15 protein-coding genes and 1 other RNA gene are annotated in these 16,934 nt (G+C 38.8%); 6 read left to right on the forward strand and 10 right to left on the reverse strand.

Going from position 1 to position 16,934, the window contains the following annotated elements; genetic code table 11:
• The first annotated feature begins 204 nt into the window (after positions 1-204).
• Positions 205-1,494 (forward strand): serine hydroxymethyltransferase, encoded by a 1,290-nt coding sequence (gene glyA / locus ACZ41C_RS16800; protein ID WP_464563086.1) that lies wholly within the window; start codon positions 205-207, stop codon positions 1,492-1,494.
• A gap of 195 nt (positions 1,495-1,689) precedes the next feature.
• Here the strand turns inward: glyA and ACZ41C_RS16805 are convergent, their stop codons facing one another.
• From ACZ41C_RS16805 to ACZ41C_RS16840, 8 genes are all read right to left on the reverse strand, one after another.
• A complete protein-coding gene (locus tag ACZ41C_RS16805) occupies positions 1,690-2,343 on the reverse strand; it encodes a hypothetical protein (protein WP_464563088.1) in 654 nt (217 codons plus the stop codon).
• Between the two features lie 149 nt (positions 2,344-2,492).
• On the reverse strand, positions 2,493-3,161 hold the full coding sequence (locus tag ACZ41C_RS16810; RefSeq protein WP_464563090.1) for a response regulator: 669 nt from the start codon (positions 3,159-3,161) through the stop codon (positions 2,493-2,495).
• 100 nt (positions 3,162-3,261) lie between these two features.
• Positions 3,262-5,334 carry a tetratricopeptide repeat-containing sensor histidine kinase gene (locus ACZ41C_RS16815; protein WP_464563092.1) on the reverse strand — a complete coding sequence of 691 codons (2,073 nt, stop codon included), beginning with the start codon at positions 5,332-5,334 and terminating at the stop codon, positions 3,262-3,264.
• A 99-nt stretch (positions 5,335-5,433) separates the two neighbouring features.
• Positions 5,434-5,610, reverse strand: a complete 177-nt coding sequence (locus ACZ41C_RS16820) for a hypothetical protein (RefSeq protein ID WP_464563094.1) — start codon at positions 5,608-5,610, stop codon at positions 5,434-5,436.
• A gap of 145 nt (positions 5,611-5,755) precedes the next feature.
• A complete protein-coding gene (locus tag ACZ41C_RS16825; RefSeq protein ID WP_464563096.1) occupies positions 5,756-6,487 on the reverse strand; it encodes a LytR/AlgR family response regulator transcription factor in 732 nt (243 codons plus the stop codon).
• A 143-nt stretch (positions 6,488-6,630) separates the two neighbouring features.
• Positions 6,631-8,163: a hypothetical protein gene (locus ACZ41C_RS16830; RefSeq protein WP_464563098.1), complete on the reverse strand. Its 1,533-nt coding sequence runs from the start codon at positions 8,161-8,163 to the stop codon at positions 6,631-6,633.
• A 113-nt stretch (positions 8,164-8,276) separates the two neighbouring features.
• Positions 8,277-8,663: an acyl-CoA thioesterase gene (locus ACZ41C_RS16835; protein WP_464563100.1), complete on the reverse strand. Its 387-nt coding sequence runs from the start codon at positions 8,661-8,663 to the stop codon at positions 8,277-8,279.
• A 1-nt stretch (position 8,664) separates the two neighbouring features.
• A complete protein-coding gene (locus ACZ41C_RS16840) occupies positions 8,665-9,771 on the reverse strand; it encodes a glutaminyl-peptide cyclotransferase (RefSeq protein ID WP_464563102.1) in 1,107 nt (368 codons plus the stop codon).
• A 101-nt stretch (positions 9,772-9,872) separates the two neighbouring features.
• Here ACZ41C_RS16840 and ffs point away from each other — a divergent pair.
• An RNA gene (ffs, locus tag ACZ41C_RS16845) (signal recognition particle sRNA small type) lies at positions 9,873-9,971 on the forward strand.
• Positions 9,972-10,158: 187 nt separating this feature from the next.
• On the forward strand, positions 10,159-10,968 hold the full coding sequence (locus tag ACZ41C_RS16850) for an SDR family oxidoreductase (RefSeq protein ID WP_464563104.1): 810 nt from the start codon (positions 10,159-10,161) through the stop codon (positions 10,966-10,968).
• A 19-nt stretch (positions 10,969-10,987) separates the two neighbouring features.
• On the opposite strand, the gene ACZ41C_RS16855 is transcribed toward ACZ41C_RS16850, so the two are convergent.
• The gene (locus ACZ41C_RS16855) at positions 10,988-12,373 is read right to left on the reverse strand and encodes a transaldolase (protein WP_464563106.1); all 1,386 of its coding nucleotides are present in this window, start codon (positions 12,371-12,373) and stop codon (positions 10,988-10,990) included.
• A gap of 180 nt (positions 12,374-12,553) precedes the next feature.
• Between ACZ41C_RS16855 and ACZ41C_RS16860 the strand changes: the two genes are divergently transcribed.
• Both ACZ41C_RS16860 and ACZ41C_RS16865 read left to right on the forward strand, forming a co-directional pair.
• The gene (locus ACZ41C_RS16860) at positions 12,554-14,182 is read left to right on the forward strand and encodes an ABC-F family ATP-binding cassette domain-containing protein (protein WP_464563108.1); all 1,629 of its coding nucleotides are present in this window, start codon (positions 12,554-12,556) and stop codon (positions 14,180-14,182) included.
• Between the two features lie 26 nt (positions 14,183-14,208).
• Entirely contained in the window at positions 14,209-15,327 is a 1,119-nt protein-coding gene (locus ACZ41C_RS16865) for a hypothetical protein (RefSeq protein ID WP_464563110.1), read from the forward strand.
• Between the two features lie 98 nt (positions 15,328-15,425).
• Here ACZ41C_RS16865 and ACZ41C_RS16870 read toward each other — a convergent pair whose 3' ends face one another.
• A complete protein-coding gene (locus ACZ41C_RS16870; RefSeq protein ID WP_464563112.1) occupies positions 15,426-16,151 on the reverse strand; it encodes a hypothetical protein in 726 nt (241 codons plus the stop codon).
• 210 nt (positions 16,152-16,361) lie between these two features.
• Between ACZ41C_RS16870 and ACZ41C_RS16875 the strand changes: the two genes are divergently transcribed.
• Positions 16,362-16,934, forward strand: coding sequence for a fasciclin domain-containing protein (locus tag ACZ41C_RS16875; protein ID WP_464563114.1), 573 nt, complete (start codon positions 16,362-16,364; stop codon positions 16,932-16,934).

The raw sequence follows: 16,934 nt of genomic DNA on the forward strand, positions 1-16,934 counted from the left end.
TTCCCATACATAACGAAAAAGGATAAAGAATAGTGTAAAGTGAATGAACGGTACTTTTTAATTTCTTTTTAGGTACCATGTATGAATTCCCACATTTTAGTTATTAACGCTTGTTTAATAAAAATATATAGACATGCTAAATTTTATAGTAATAGAAATTAGGGCATATTGTACTTTTGCACAAGAATTAAAATTCATAAAGTCATGGAAAGGGATACCCGAATTTTTGAACTCATTGAAGCGGAAAGAAAGCGTCAAACAAATGGTATTGAGTTGATAGCTTCAGAGAACTTTGTAAGCCCACAGGTTATGGAGGCTGCGGGTTCCGTACTTACCAACAAATATGCAGAGGGATATCCTGGAAAACGCTATTACGGTGGTTGTGAAGTAGTTGATGAAGTGGAACAATTGGCCATAGATAGGGCAAAGGAACTGTTTGGTGCAGAATATGCGAACGTACAACCGCATTCCGGCTCCCAGGCCAATGCATCCGTATACCATGCCTGTCTACAAGCTGGTGATACTATACTAGGTTTTGATTTATCGCATGGCGGGCACCTTACCCATGGCTCACCAGTGAACTTTTCAGGTAAATTATACAATCCTGTTTTTTATGGTGTAGACGAAAAGACCGGAACCTTGAATTACGATAAAATCGAGGAAATCGCAAAAAGGGAGCAACCAAAAATGATCATAGCGGGAGCATCTGCCTATTCGAGAGATATGGATTTTAAAAGGTTTCGGGAGATAGCCGATAGTGTTGGGGCAATCTTACTTGCCGATATTTCGCATCCTGCAGGATTAATTGCTAAAGGTCTATTGAGCGATCCAATTCCCCATTGTCATATCGTTACCACCACCACGCATAAAACATTGCGGGGACCAAGGGGAGGCTTGATCTTAATGGGCAAGGATTTTGACAATCCGTTTGGGATTACTTTAAAAAACGGTAGTCTAAGAAAAATGTCCGCTTTATTGGATTTGGCGGTTTTTCCAGGGAATCAAGGTGGTCCCTTAGAGCATATTATCGCCGCTAAGGCCGTTGCTTTTGGTGAGGCCCTTACCGAGGAATTTGGCGTGTATATGACACAGGTAAAGAAGAACGCCGATGCCATGGCAAAGGCTTTTGTAGCCAAGGATTATAACATAATTTCAGGGGGAACCGAAAATCATATGATGCTGATCGACCTTCGTAACAAGGGAATTACTGGAAAGGATGCCGAAAAAGCCTTGGTCTTGGCCGATATCACCGCAAATAAGAATATGGTTCCTTTTGATGATAAATCACCGTTTGTAACCTCTGGCATACGTTTTGGAACTGCGGCCATCACAACAAGGGGATTGTTGGAAGACGATATGAAAACAGTTGTGGATTTGATAGATAAGGTTCTTACAAACCCAGAGGATACTCAGGTAATCTCCGAAGTACGGAAGCAGGTGAATGCGATGATGGGAGGTAGGGCCATATTCAACGAAATGACCGTTAAGGCTTAATTATCTACCTCGAGGCAGAGCCGTAGAGGTATCAGAAATCAAGACCGCTGCGCTACAAGAATAAAGAGATGAGACCTTTTGTCTTGGTCTTAGCCTTTTGTTTCCATTTAGGATGTGAACAACCTGATGCTATAACCGAGACAGAGACCAAAGGAATAGTTTAGATTAAACACCTTGGCAGCACTAATGAATTTCTTACTCGTATAAAAAATAATCAAGATTTGCGGAAATGAATTTTTTTTGCCGAACATCAAAAATTTCCCCTTCCTCGGCGGTATCCAAATAGATACCCCAATATTCGTTATACGAGGTTGGCTGTGGAAGCTTTTCCTGAAAATGGCAGTCAAATGGATTTGTCAATGAGTCTTCAAAAACAGGAATGAAAATTTCCTCGGGCTGTACAGTAAGTCCTTTTGTTATTGATACGTAGTGTTCTGCAATTTCTGTAATTATGTTGTTGAACTGATCAGGAATGCTATGCCGATATATATTCTTGATGATTACATTGGTATCCTTAAGGTAAAGGGTAAATTCCTGAATGTCTATTTCTAACTCTTTGTTTTGCTCCAATAGTACATTGAAACATTGAGCCAAAACGAAATTTGTAGCTTCGGTACTTCCCCAAAGTCCTTTGTTGAAGTGGCCTAGTACATCCAATAGATTTAATGGACAATCCAATTCCACAACCAAATCCAATTTTTGATTATATGTACCGGATGTTTTTAGGGTCACATCGGCAAAGAACCCTAATTCAATAGATTTTTTAAATTCTTCCAAGCCACCAACGGCATCCGAGCATTTTGCATTTTCAAAAAAAATATGTTGGTAATTATGTGGTTTGAAGTGCATACTTTATGAAGCTTTTATCATAAAGATAGCCGTAAAGAAAATCCGATGGACTTAGGAAAACCTTAGAATTTATGAGGATATTCTGATATTCTGAAATAAAATTAAATAATTGACTGAAAATCAACTACTTAAAATTTAACAAAAGTTAGTTATAAGAAGCCTCTTTTTTTGGCTTCCTCTATTAGTGCAAGATCATTACCATTTTTGACTCCAAATATGGACTTTAATTGTCGTTTCCGCGCTTCTACAGTTGTATTTGCCGATGCTATCAACGGGGCTATATCCCGCGTATTTGTTCCCAAGGATAAATAATAAAGAATTTTTTGGTCCTGCTCATCGATGTCAATATTACTGGCCATTCTCCTACGGACCGCTCCTAAGGCACTGGCCGTATAGTATGGAGGTTTTTTTACAACTGTATCCACCATGGTTCTTAGGGACATTTCATCTATTTCCGATTTTACCATGTAACCATCGGGATTCACGGCCTTGAAAATATTGTTGATTCTATAGCTATCACTGAAAGATGACATGAAAACTACTTTGGAGTCAGGTACGATTTCCCTCGCCAACTTACCCAAATCTACCCCAGATCTTGGATCTTTGGATTCAGCTGGGAATAATTGAATGTCCAATAGAATAATATCATAGGGGAGAGTTCGTGCAGAGTGCTCTATTTTTTCTTTACCCCTATCATAACTTTTAGCTATATCCACTTTCACGGTAAAATCTTCAAACTCTGAATCTTCAAGGATATACTTGTATCCTAAAGTTGTCATTTCATGATCATCAACCGCCAAAATCCTTACCGTTTTCATTTATTTTAATTAAATGGTCCTACTTTCAATTAACATCCAGATAAATTCTATAACAAGTTTTATTGATGCTTTATTGTTTTATTCTTTAAGCGAAATTAACTCAAACTTTCTGTAATGCGGCTTGAGAATTGGAATCCACATGTTGTAAGGGTATTTCCAAGGTAATAGTAGTTCCTTTCATGGGTTCTGATAATACCTTCCACGTTCCATTCAGTTTTTCTACCCTAGAACTGATATTACGCATTCCAATACCCCTCTTTTCCTTTTCCAAATCAAACCCTTTTCCGTCGTCGCCCATCTCTACATTTAGAATATTACCGTTTCTTTCAAATTTTACGAAGAAAGTTTTGCCATCAGAATGCTTAATGGCATTTTGCAAGCCTTCCTGAATCATTCGATATAAGTTTATCTTGATTTCACCCTTAAGCGCATCGTAATCCTCGTCTTCGTCGTAGTTGAAAATAGTGATTATTTGGGAACTTTCTTTGACCGTACCTAATAAATCTTCAACTGAGTTTATAAAATTATTGATTTTCTGGTAGGCACTATGACTCAGCTCATGAGAAATAGACCTTACTTCCTGCTCCACATTCTTTAGCGCGTTAATGGCCTCCAATCTCGCCTCTATAGCTTCTGGTCCCGTTCTTTTGTTTAGACCGGTCAACACCATTCTCGCACCTAACATTTTCCCAAGTACACCATCATGAAGTTCCTCTGAAATTCGTTTTTGTTCCAGTCTCTTGACCTCGTCCACTTTTTGTTTTTGGGTAAGCATCAAATTGAAAATCTCTTGATTGTTTGCCTGTTGCTGCTGGGCAAATAATAGTTTTTGGTTTTTGGCCCTTTGATTGATAATTATATAAACAGATATTCCCAAAAGAAAGAAACCCAATGCCACACCCGTCCAAATTTGCTTCTGCCTGGCCAATAGGGCGGTTTCCTCTTCCAATTGCTCGTTTTGCGCAATGAATTCATCCGTTTCAAAACGGATGCGTGCAAACTTATTGCGTGCCTGTCGTTCTTCACGTTGCAGACTATCGCTTAGCGTAATATATTTTTGGGCGTAATCTGAGGCATTGTCATGATCAATACGGGTAAGTAATGCGTAAGTATCCAGAGCCCTTTCGTTACTGGAACTCTCCAAAGCTTTTTCCAAGGCAGTTTTTGCATTGACAATAGCCTTCAGGGTATCCTTGGCATACAGGCTATATTGTGATAACGTGGAATAGGCGGATGCTAGGCTACGGGAATCCCCCAGGCTATCAAGTTTTTTGATGGAGGTTTTAATCAACTCTGCCGAACCCAGAGTATCGCCCAACTTAATTTTAGTCAGGGCCAAATTGTTCAAAGTTTTGGCATATAGATTTGGGCTTTGAATTAAAAGATTTTCTGTAGTCAAAAGGCCATCAAAAATGTTTTTAGAATTTTTATAATTTCCTTTATCCAAAGAAACAACACCCCTATTATGATTATTCTCCCATATTTCAATATCCGTATTTTCCATTTTTTTTAGATAAAACCGTGCTTCATTGTAATAATTAATGGCTTCATCATATTCCTCAAGGGCCTGTGAAATAATTGCCAAAGTATTGTAGCAATTATACAACTCCCTATATTTATTTAGAGGCTTTAACCTAGCAATGGCAGCGACCAAATTTGCTTCACTTCCTATATAATCACGTATCTCCTGTTGCTGTTTGCCCATATTATAGAGCATTCTCGCAGAATGGTACATATTTCCCTGTTCCTCAAAGATTTTCTGTGCATTGTAATAACTATAATATGAACTGTCCTTTTCTGAATTTTTAGCATAGAAATATCCTAGATCCCAATAGGCATTTGCCAAGGAAGTTGAGTCTTTAATTTTAAATGAGAGTTGCAGGGTAGCTGAATTTACCTGTCTAAAGAAATCCCTTTCCTCAGGAAGAATGTAATAGGAAAGATTGGATAGTAGTTTTAACCTCAGGCTATCATCGTCCAATTGCCTAATATAATCGAATGCATTTTGAAGATATGCTTTCTTATCTTGAATTGAAAGCGAATCGGCACTACTGAATTTAATTAAATCTTCTATTTCTTTTTTAAGCCTGGAATCATTATTTGAACCTGACTGAGAACAAATAGGGGACAAACAAGTGCCACAAATCAATATAAACCAAAAACAAATTCTCAAATCTTCTAGTTTTCACTTTGTAACTGAATACCTACAAGATAACAAAACGCCCTAACATTTATTGCAGGGCGCCTCAAAATATTTATTTATAAATTGACATTAAGCTTTACCATAAGGAGGATCTCTTCTATCGTCTTGTGATGAACAATTATCACAGGCCAACTTAGTGCTCAAATCTTTCATAAAGTCAAACTCGTTTGCGGTGTTTTCAACTACATAGGTGGTTAATCCTAATGCCATTAAGGCGACAGCTGCGATACTAACTATTTTTTTCATTTTTGTAAGGTTTTAAATTTTAGTGTTGCTTTTTTTATTACGTTACTAAAGTAATAGGTGTACAAGAGAATAAAACCTTGATTTCCCAAGAGTTAGTAGAGTGTCGAATTCTACGAGTATTTGAACCGGTTTTGAGAGAATCCGGTCAATTTAGCGAGGAGATGCTATTTTTGGATAAGATATTCTTTAGTTGGTCCATCCTGTCCTTGTAGGATTTTGAAAAGGGCAGATTTTTTTCGCCTTCCTTTAGCGCACAGATATTTTTACCAAAATTGATTCTTGACACAAAATCTGTATTAACTATGTAGCTTTGATGAATACGGATAAAATTTTGAGGCAGTTGGTTTTCAAACGTTTTCAGGGTCTTGAAAGCGTTTACAACCGTACCGTCCCTCATAAAGAATTCAGTGGTGTTATTGTCGGCCTGTAGATAGAGTATATCCTTAGTGTTCAGATATTGGAAATCATTGTAGGATTTTAAGCAGATGGTCTGAGGTTCCTGATTCTTAGGCATTCTCTTCCTCAGCTTTAACAAGGATTTTCTAATATCGAACTCATTGAAAGGCAACAGCCAATAATCAAAAAATCCGTTCTTTATGGCGTCATAGGCATGTTTCTTTGACTTTGATATACCAATGACCATAGGAATTTCCAAAAGGTATTGATGCATTTCCATCACCATTTGGAAAAGAGCGGGTGCCTTTTGGTCGAGGTTGATAAAAACCAAATCCGGTGCGAATTTTAAGATTTTGTTAAGTCCATCATCAGGCCCTTTGGCCATACCAGAGCAAACAAAGTCGCTATAATCCTCCAAAAATGTACCGAGTTGCAAATTGGAGACGGCATCAGAATCTATTATGACATACGAATATTCCAAATCCACTAGAGTTCTGGTGCAATTTACTAATAGACCAAAAGTCTTTGAACTAGGAAAACCTTATAAAAATGGAGGATATTGTAATATTTTCGCCTAATCAATTGATTATGAAAGTATTTTCCTCAATAAATATAAGATATAGACTACTCAATTTTTGCAATAGCTTGATAAACACCCAAATCCGGTGCGGAAGTTCTTGTGTTATTCAGTAAATCAAAAGGTACTTCCTGGGCAATAGGGATACTTCCTTTATTTATAACATCGGAATCAAGACCGATTCTAAAATCATTGTCACTGGGATTGAAATAATCCGGGTTACCATTTAAAATGATATTTTCAAAAGCAGGTCCCTCAAAATTATATAAAGTTTCGTCCTGTGAATCCGCACCCGATTCCCTGAATTTCAGGAAACAATTTTGAAATCGGTAATTGAATATGTTCTCCTTATTGGAGGCAAGCATGAGTTCCGACATGGAGTTACCGTCTATAATGCAATTACGGAAATCGGCCTGAATCAAATCGGCTCCAGCAGCTGTATCCATGCTTCCATAATTACTTAAGATCAAAGCTCTTCCCGTCCTAAAACCGTTCCAGTAATTGGCAATGGTGGCATGTGTAAATTCGTATCTGCCACCTAATTCACAATGTAAGGATGAACTACCCGAACTACCCAAAAGAAGATTTTTTGCAGTAATTGTGGACGACCGAGCCCAAAGATTATGAATAGCGCTATTATAGATCTGACTATTGTTAATCTCCAAGGAAATAGTATCGTTTTCTATATTCCCATCTACGTATATTCCAATTTCAGCATTTTTGATGGTAAGATGGTCAATGCTATTTTGGGTACTTCCACTGGAAATGAAAATGGTTCCCCACTGACCCGGAGTATTGGAAAAAGAAGGCTCCAATCTATCTCCCTCAAAAATCACCTCACCTTCCATTTGATCACGGTCGTTACTAAACGTTCCGTTTACCTTTAAGGAAGCCGTTGGTTTTACAAGTATTCCAGAATTCCTATGAAAATGGATCCTGGCACCTGCATCCATAACCAGCTCTTTGTTTTCCGGAACGGAGGCGTATCCATAAATGACATACGGTTTTTGGTTCGTAAAATGTAACTGGTCGTCCTTTAAATCGAACCCTTCCACAAAAACCTTTGAGATATCCTCTTGTGTAAATAATTCAATGGTCTCATTTTCGCCATTTGCATCCTTCTTTGGATAAAGAAAAATGGCATCCTTGACCAAGGTAACAAGCGTTACTTCCTGTTGATGGATATCGGTATCGAATTGAATGGCATCGGTATATAATAATTGTAGAGTTTCATCTGGAAGCGCGGTCACATTGGTTTCGATAAAGATAAAGAGGCTGTCTTCTGCATACAGGGGAATATCTGTAAAACTATTCCCAGCTTTGCCGTCCACATTCAGTTTATAATAACTATAGGGTCCGTTTCTTAACCCGATGGATGGAATGAGCACATCGTCCTTGGTGGTGTTGTATACTTTTAAGGTATAAGTACTACTCCCAATATTGCTAAATACAGTGTCCAGATAAACCGTATCCCTGGAAAAGGAAAGATGTCCGTCACTTGGCGCATATTCGAAATCCTTTCTGCAAGCGCTTCCCCAGAGTACAAAAAGGACCAGTATGATTACAATTGGAAATTTCAATTTTATTCAAATTATGACTTCAAGTAATTGAAAATTAACGGTCAAAAAATTCTGCAATCCAAAGTACACAGGAAAAGCATATATGTGCCCAATTAATTATAACAATATAAGATCTAAGAAAATATTTTTTTGATATCCTCCGAAATTCGCATAGGCTTGTTCGTGTCCTTGTTCAATAGACACCATTCAGTACATGAACGCACCAGAAGCGTATTTGTTATTTCATGGAACATTTCAACTATACGTACGGAAATAGCACCCTTGCTTTTTTCAATATAAGTGGAAATTAGTATGGGGTCGTTGAGAACTGCGGGCGATTTGTATTCAATGGTGTGTTTTAGTACTACCCAAATTACGCTGTTCTGTATTTGCAACGGTGCCTTTTCCTTCCAATGTTCCTTTGAAATATCCTGTATCCATTGCACGTACCTAACATTGTTTACGTGATTTAGGTCGTCCAAATCCTCAACAGAAACTTTTAGCCGTTTTGTAAAAGGCATATTACTTCTTTTGTATTTGGACTTCAAAAAGTTTGTCCCAGTCTTTTCCGGTCACAAAAAAAGTCTTTCTTTCAGGATGATAGGCAATACCATTTAGGACGTTCTCCGTATCTACCCAATTTTCTGTTTTGGTAACCTTATCGCTAAGCCCTCCAAAGTTTATGACCCCTTCAATGGCACCACTTTTGGCGTCGATTATCATGACACCCGGTTTCTGGTACACATTCGCATATATTTTGCCGTCTACGTATTCCAATTCATTGGTGTCCGCAAAAAGGGATTTATTCGTAGCAATCTCAATATGGTCCTCTTCTACTAGGGTTTCAGGGTTTAAAATCCAAATTTTATCCGTTCCATCGCTCTTATATAGCTTTTCTCCGTCATTGGCAAGTCCCCATCCTTCCCGACTTTTCCCGTATTGAAAATTGTCCAATTTTTTCATATCCTTTAAGTCATATATGAAGCCCATTCCACTGCGCCATGTGAGTTGATAAATTTTGTTTCCCAAAATTGTGATACCTTCCCCAAAATAGGTTTCGTCCAAATCGATTTGTTGATACACCTTTCCCGTTTTATAATCGAACTTTCTCAAAAAAGAGCGACCATTTTTTCCGGTACCCTCATATAAGGTATCCTTATAAAACTCCAATCCTTGCGTATAGGCGTTGGGGTCATGGGGAAATTCGTTCAGAATGGTATACGTATAAATGTCCGGGGCCTTGGAAGCCAAGACCTTTAGATTTTTAGTTACCTCTACGGTATTTCCCTCATAAGTTACACTGGCCTTCAATATTTTATTGCCCAATTTTGGAATGGAAAATTCCAATTGGTCGTTCACTAGCGGAAGTTCATTACTATCAATACTATAAATCACACTTTCAATTTCCTTGTTTTTGATGTTTTTAAGCGAAACACCCAACGCATCGTTTTGTCTTACTTCCTTTGCATTGCCCTCCAGTTCAATAGTAAACAGGGAAGAAGGCTTTTGATTTCCGCTACCACAGGCAAAAAATAACAGAACAATCAATAAGGTTAATGGGATTCCAATAATCTTCATGGGCAATTTAATGGAATAAACTATTTGAGAATAATTTTCTATAAATAACATGCTAAAAATTTAAGGCTCTCCTAAGTCGCCAGCAAGTTAATCCATTAAAATTAGAATCTAAAAAGGATTGCCAAAGATTTAAAAGGTTGTATATTTGCACCTGGCAAGTCCTACACGACCAGCTCCTGTAGAATCCCCCAGGGTGGGAACGCAGCAAGGGTATACGGTCGTAGCGGTGCGATGTAGGTAGCTTGCCTTTTTTTGTGCCTTATAGTTACAGCACTATGGCCATTTTCATGATGTATTTGAAAGAAGTCGGTTTTGACTTCAAACCAAGTTTCGGAGAATTCAAACACCATTTATCTCATCGGGAGAATTCGAATGCAACTCCAAATATATACGTCATTAGATTTTTAAAAAACGATTCCCATCGCTTACTTTTGGAACATGAATTCAAAGATCGTACTTATCACTGGTGGCTCTTCAGGCATTGGCAAAGCCATAGGAAACTATTTGAATCAACATGGTTTTATAGTTTACGGAACTACAAGAAACTTGGAAAAATATGCAAGTTTCAAAGATTTCGAATTGTTGGAGATGGATGTTAGGGTACCGGAATCCGTTACCAAGGCCATTGAATTATTGGTGCAGAAAGAGGGAAGAGTGGATGTCTTGATCAATAATGCCGGTGTAGGAATAACAGGACCTTTGGAGGAAACGCCTAACGCTGAAATACTAAATGCGTTTGACACCAATTTTATAGGACCTTTAAACGTCATTAAGGCTATTCTGCCGCAAATGCGCCAACAAAACAACGGATTGATCATAAACATAACCTCAATAGCCGGATATATGGGCTTGCCTTATCGTGGAATTTACTCGGCAACGAAAGGAGCGCTGGAATTAATCACTGAAAGCTTGCGAATGGAAACCAAACGGTTTGGCGTAGAGTGCACCTGTTTGGCCCCAGGTGATTTCGCCACCAATATTGCTGCAGGTCGTTTTCACGCTCCAATTCAAGAAAACTCACCTTATAAGGAATCGTATGGAAATATTCTCAAATCCATTGATAAAGATGTTGATAAAGGCGGTAATCCTAAAGTAGTTGCGCACAAAGTGCTTCAAATCATAAATGCCAAAAATCCAAAGGTACACTATACCGTGGGGGCATTTATTCAAAAGTTTTCAATCCGACTAAAAAAGGTATTGCCAGACACATGGTTTGAAACGTTATTGATGAACCACAGTAAAAAGTAGGGTATAAATACGGTAATCCTTAAAAATTGTTCCAATAGATATTGGAGAAAGCATCTACGATCAAAGCGTCATTGGTAATGACACATTTGTTCATCGGGTAGAGGATGAGGCTTTCGGTAAGTTGATGAAAATCTTCCGCCATAAATTGGCTATGGGCATCAAACTCAAATTTGTTGACAATAGCTTTCCAGTTGCTGGCATCGGTTCTGAAATTAATACCTATGTATTCGTATTCAGGTTTTTCAAGCTTTAGTTCGTTCACGCGATTGAAAATGTTCTCGTAATGATTTTTGTTGGTCCCTGACCAAAAGTAGAAAACCACTTTTTTATTCTTGCTCAGTGCAGGCAACGAAACCAATGAATCATGAATGGAAACCAACTTTATATCAGGTACTGGACTGTTGGGCTGTATATTGCTAATACCCTTATATAAGCGCTGTATCTCCTCAATATGCATGTTGTTCCCGGAAAAACGTTGGAATTCATCTATAAAAATCCTATTACTGTCGGCGTCATGCTCTCGTAACAAATAATCAAAGGCAACATTCCTAAAAAGGTTATCCCTTAATTCCTTTTCGCCCACCAAACTATCGATCATAGCAAGTTTGTGCTGATTAAAATGTAATTGATTATGTGCGGTACCATTGGATTTACCGCAAGACTTGGAACAGGTCATATAGGAAAGATTGCCCAAGTGGGATTTCATAAAATCATAATAAGGGCGTAAGTAAATTAAATTTCTATTGTTGTAATCGATTCCAGAGCGATACGCATAAAAAGTAGGTGGCAACTTATGAAGTTGCTCTTCTTTCAGTTTTCCTTTGTGTTTAAAAGGATAGACCTCCTTGAATCTATAAAAGGTATAATTGATACTGGCCTTGGCGATTTCATAGGCTATATCGGATAATTCCGCTTCGGAATTCAAATCTTCCAGATCCTGAATTTTTTCCTTTCGAAGACTTTCCACCTTCTCTGAAAATTCATCTATCTCCAATTCGAACAAATCGGAATACATCAGTTGTTCTACCTCTTCATCTTCTAAAAAGATTTCCAACAAAAAGTTGTTCAATTCCTCGTTAGTACCAGAAAATACAAGGGACTCGTCAAAATACAAAGTATTTAAGCGTATCCACACGCTATCACCTTTTTCTAAATATACATATTGTTGCTCTGGACTATGGTTAAAATGGTAGAGCCCATCATCCACGGCATCCAGTTGAAAAGAGAACCGGTTGGTATCGTCCAATTTTGCGGAATCCACTGCTTCACTGCCTTTATAAAGGACTACATATTCGCTGGTGGGATTCACAATTTCCCCTGCAAAAAAGACACCTTTGCTATCGGAAACGGGGGAATTACAACCAATCAAACCTAGAACAAGTGCAATAGGTAAAACTTTATCCATACACAAAACGGGCAACATTTATGGTCAAAAATAAGGATACGTATTCTCTGTGTCTGTTAATACCTAGTTAAAAATTAATGGATTAGGTTGTAAGGAAGGTTCTATAGGATGATGTGGAACGATAGTTGGTTTTCGCCTTTAAAATTCAGTATTTTTGCACGGATTTTTAAAACGTGTTATATGTTATCCGTATCCAATTTATCCGTTCAGTTTGGAAAAAGAGTATTGTTCGATGAAGTAAACGTGTCCTTTACGGAAGGCAACTGTTATGGTATAATTGGTGCCAACGGGGCAGGAAAGTCCACGTTCTTAAAGGTACTTTCTGGTCAAATAGACCCAACTTCAGGCCATGTGCATCTGGAACCGGGGAAAAGAATGTCCATTTTGGAACAGGACCATAATGCATCGGATGCGTTTACTGTTCTGGAAACGGTGGTCAAAGGAAACAAGCCGTTGTATGAAATAAAAAAGGAAATCGATGCCCTATATGCCGATTATAATGATGCCAATGCCGATAGAATAGGGGAGTTGCAGGTACAGTTCGAAGAAATGAACGGCTGGAACGCGGATAGTGATGCGGCCGCTTTGCTGTCAAATTTGGGGATTGGCGAAGAATTGCATTATACATTGATGTCTGACATGGATTCCAAATTAAAAGTAAGGGTGTTATTGGCCCAAGCACTTTTTGGTTCCCCGGACGTACTCATCATGGACGAGCCCACGAACGACCTGGATTATGAAACCATCAATTGGTTGGAAAACTTTTTGGCCGATTACCAGAATACCGTAATTGTGGTTTCCCATGACCGTCACTTTCTGGATACGGTGTGTACCCATATTGGCGATATCGATTTTGGCAAGTTGAACCTTTATTCCGGCAACTACACATTCTGGTACGAGAGTAGTCAGTTAGCGGCCAGACAAAGGGCGCAACAAAATAAAAAGGCTGAAGAAAAAGCCAAGGAACTTCAAGAATTCATTATGCGTTTTAGTGCCAACGTCGCAAAGAGTAAACAGGCAACGTCAAGAAAGAAGATGCTCTCCAAGCTTAAGGTGGATGACATTAAGCCATCCAGTAGGAGATACCCGGCCATTATTTTTGAAAGGGAACGGGAAGCCGGTGATCAAATTTTGAACATCGAAGGATTAAAAGCTACGACCGAGGAAGGCGAACTGCTTTTTGACAATGTGAATATCAATCTGGCAAAAGGGGATAAAATAGCGGTTATTTCAAGGGATTCTAGGGCAACCACCGCCTTCTATGAAATAATCAATGGTAATAAAAAGGCCGATGACGGAAAGTTCAGTTGGGGCGTAACCACCACACAATCGTACCTGCCGGCAGACAACTCTCATTTTTTTACCCAAGACATCAATTTGGTGGATTGGTTAAGACAGTGGGCAAAGACCGAAGAGGAACGTGAGGAAGTATATATTCGAGGTTTTTTGGGTAAAATGTTGTTCAGTGGGGAAGAGGCCCTAAAAAAGTGTACGGTGCTTTCTGGGGGTGAAAAGGTGCGATGTATGCTAAGCCGAATGATGATGCTCAGGGCCAACGTACTCATGTTGGATGAACCAACCAATCATTTGGATTTGGAGAGTATTACCGCATTCAACAATTCCTTGAAAAATTTTAAGGGAACGGTACTATTTACCACCCACGACCATGAGTTTGCACAGACTGTGGCCAATAGGATAATAGAATTGACACCAAAAGGCAACATTGACCGATATTCTACGTTTGATGAATATATGTCCGATAAGGCATTGAAGGAACAGAGGGGCAAGATGTATGCTGTTCCGGCATAAGGAAATATAACCCAAATCTTAACCTCATGAAGACCTACACCTACACGGTCGGCGTTATGCTGACGGTTTTTTTGGCTGCATGTAGTAAGTCAGCCACAGAACCCTTGCAAACGGAAACCCCTACCAACACGCAAGCAGATTACACCATTTTATTGGAGGCATCCGGTAGCTTGACAACGGAAAGTCTTAAAGCAACTGGAGATGACCTAACATTGAAAGCCAGTGAATTGGAATTTCCCCTTTTTTCCGATTCGGAAATTACCTTTGCCAATAATAACTCATTTAGTTTCTATGAAGTTACCGAAACGTGTACTGGAAAGGTCCTAATTTTTGATTTTAACACAGGAAATTACAAGCTGATAGATACCTTTTTAAACCTGGATGCCTGTAACTTAGAGGTTACTTCGGTTTCACATGATAGTGCGAATGTCTTCCTCACTTTTACCAAGAGCGAAATTGGTAAGGAAGATTTTCATTTTGTTCGAATAATAGATCAAAACAATACCGAGAATCAGGTAGACATACCGTTGAATTTAAAGCCGCTTCAATCAATTCCCTCCCAAGGTAAATTGTTCGTGCTGACCCTTGATGCAACAATCACGGATGAAAATGGCATTAGTGTCATCGAAATCGGACAACAATCCGTTGTTTACGAAAAACTGGTAGGCTTCAATGCAAAGAAAATTTTTAAGGACCCCGCTGGTGATATCGTAATCAGTTATCCAGAGCTACATACCACAGTGAATCGCAATACTTTTGAAGAAGCCTATACCCAATACGGGGAAAATATCCGTCCGAACCTATATCAATCCGTATATGCAACATTTGACACCTTTGGCAAGCTTTATTACACGATGAATATGGACGATGGAGGGGGAAAAAATCCGGCAGTATATGATTTTCAGGCCAATAAGGCCACTTTATACCTTTTTGAAAACTTCCTCTCCAATGAACAAATAACACAGTTACATATAAAGTCGGCAACGGCCATTGTCTATGATTTGGAACATGATTACATAGTGATAGGCTTTGCCAAGACGAATGGTACGGAAGGAGGAATACTGCGTATTACGCCAACACCGGATTTTAGGTATATCGATGCTATCGACCTGGAAGGAGTTCCACGAGCGATCATCGTGCAGTGAACAACCTCTGGGCAAGCCAAGGGGCATTCATTAAAAACGAACCCTTTATTTTGAACCAAGCATCGGGGTATTAAACCCCATTGGCGGTGCCAATAAAACTAGGCGTTATAATACTTACTGTTCCAAATAGCCGGACTGAAGTTTTTGCCCATCGCAAATCCATAGAATATAGCTATTGCCACGATGCTTTTGAACATAAAGAAAAACAGAATCCCGAATTCCGCTACGGAATTGGATTTTGAAAACAGGCCATTGGGAATTAACAGGGTCGTCAAATAGCTGATAAGCAAGATTACGAAAATAAGATTGCCCACATTCTTAAATGGCCACATCATTAATTTTCGAAACGGATTTAGGTCATTCCCCCATTTATGGATGAGATAATAATACCCGTTGCCCATTGGGGCAAATAAAAGTGGGTCATCCTTATCCTCAAGTTTAAAGAGCTTTGAAGGAGCAATAATCTTGAAACCCTTGAGCTCCGTATTGTGTTCCTTTTCAAGTGATCTTATCTTTGAATAGGCTTCGGCAGGAATTTCCCCTTTAAAATATTTTGTGTCCAAAAACCGTAGACGGTAATCGATACAGAGGTTTTTTATTTGATCGATATGGAAAATTTTATCGGAATCCAATAAATCGAAAGTAAAGGAATTCACCGAAGAACCTGACTGGGAATTGACCAGGTTTTTGGCAATGCGGGAATTGTGATCGTCCACTTTGGATAGGATGGCCTTTACTTCGTCCAAAATGAGTTCTTCTGATTTTCTAAGCTTCTCTTTTTCTAAGCGTAACTTCTCTAGTAGATTCGTTCTTTGGAATAGCATATTTCTTTTTTTTAGCAACTCTTTCAAAGTTAGACAATAAATGAATTTATAGTAAAGCCAAGAAAATCACATAATTGTTAAAATAATGTTAAAATTGATAATTGTCATGTTTTGATAGAAGGCACATACGTGTTAAGATTGTATCTTGTCCATGTTCAATGACCGTTCATCGAACAAGTACCATTGCCCCAAACCGAGAACCCTTTTGAAATGAAAAACTGGACATCCCCTGTGTCTTTTTTATGTATCCTTTTTACAGCGTTCTGCACTGCCCAAGAACCTAAAACGGATACATTTGAAACTACTTCCGCAAATTTCCTTCCCATAGGAAACTCATTATTGTCTATCACCGAAAAAACGGAAACGCACAGTGTGCTTTTGGCTGCCTTAAGGGCTTCGGAGTTGGATTGCCTGTTGGCGTACGATGCGCAATTCACCGTTTTTGCACCTTCCAATGCCGCCTTCAATAAACTATCTGACGTTACCAAGAAATTACTTCTAAATCCCGATAACAAGGAGAAGTTAAAAGCCATTATGTCCTATCACATCATTGCGGGAAAAATATCGGCCTCCACTATTTTAAGGGCGATGTGCAGGGGAAATGGCGAGGCCTCTTTCACAACCATATTGGGAGAGAAAATTACGGCTACCATGAACGGCATTGACATTGTGTTAACGGATCCAAAAGGCAATCAAGCTAAAATAGTCACAGCGGATTCCGAACAACGCAACGGGGTAATACACGAAATAGACAGTGTTTTTTTTCCTGTAAACCTTTTTTGA

The sequence above is a fragment of the Maribacter sp. C-4077 genome (genome assembly GCF_055378385.1).

Coding starts and splice junctions, on each gene's coding strand:
- ACZ41C_RS16805 (WP_464563088.1), bottom strand. CDS start 2,343: ATGCACTTCAAACCACATAATTACCAACATATTTTTTTTGAAAATGCA.
- ACZ41C_RS16870 (WP_464563112.1), bottom strand. CDS start 16,151: ATGCTATTCCAAAGAACGAATCTACTAGAGAAGTTACGCTTAGAAAAA.
- ACZ41C_RS16840 (WP_464563102.1), bottom strand. CDS start 9,771: ATGTTATTTATAGAAAATTATTCTCAAATAGTTTATTCCATTAAATTG.
- ACZ41C_RS16865 (WP_464563110.1), top strand. CDS start 14,209: ATGAAGACCTACACCTACACGGTCGGCGTTATGCTGACGGTTTTTTTG.
- ACZ41C_RS16850 (WP_464563104.1), top strand. CDS start 10,159: ATGAATTCAAAGATCGTACTTATCACTGGTGGCTCTTCAGGCATTGGC.
- ACZ41C_RS16875 (WP_464563114.1), top strand. CDS start 16,362: ATGAAAAACTGGACATCCCCTGTGTCTTTTTTATGTATCCTTTTTACA.
- glyA (WP_464563086.1), top strand. CDS start 205: ATGGAAAGGGATACCCGAATTTTTGAACTCATTGAAGCGGAAAGAAAG.
- ACZ41C_RS16810 (WP_464563090.1), bottom strand. CDS start 3,161: ATGAAAACGGTAAGGATTTTGGCGGTTGATGATCATGAAATGACAACT.
- ACZ41C_RS16855 (WP_464563106.1), bottom strand. CDS start 12,373: ATGGATAAAGTTTTACCTATTGCACTTGTTCTAGGTTTGATTGGTTGT.
- ACZ41C_RS16860 (WP_464563108.1), top strand. CDS start 12,554: ATGTTATCCGTATCCAATTTATCCGTTCAGTTTGGAAAAAGAGTATTG.
- ACZ41C_RS16820 (WP_464563094.1), bottom strand. CDS start 5,610: ATGAAAAAAATAGTTAGTATCGCAGCTGTCGCCTTAATGGCATTAGGA.
- ACZ41C_RS16835 (WP_464563100.1), bottom strand. CDS start 8,663: ATGCCTTTTACAAAACGGCTAAAAGTTTCTGTTGAGGATTTGGACGAC.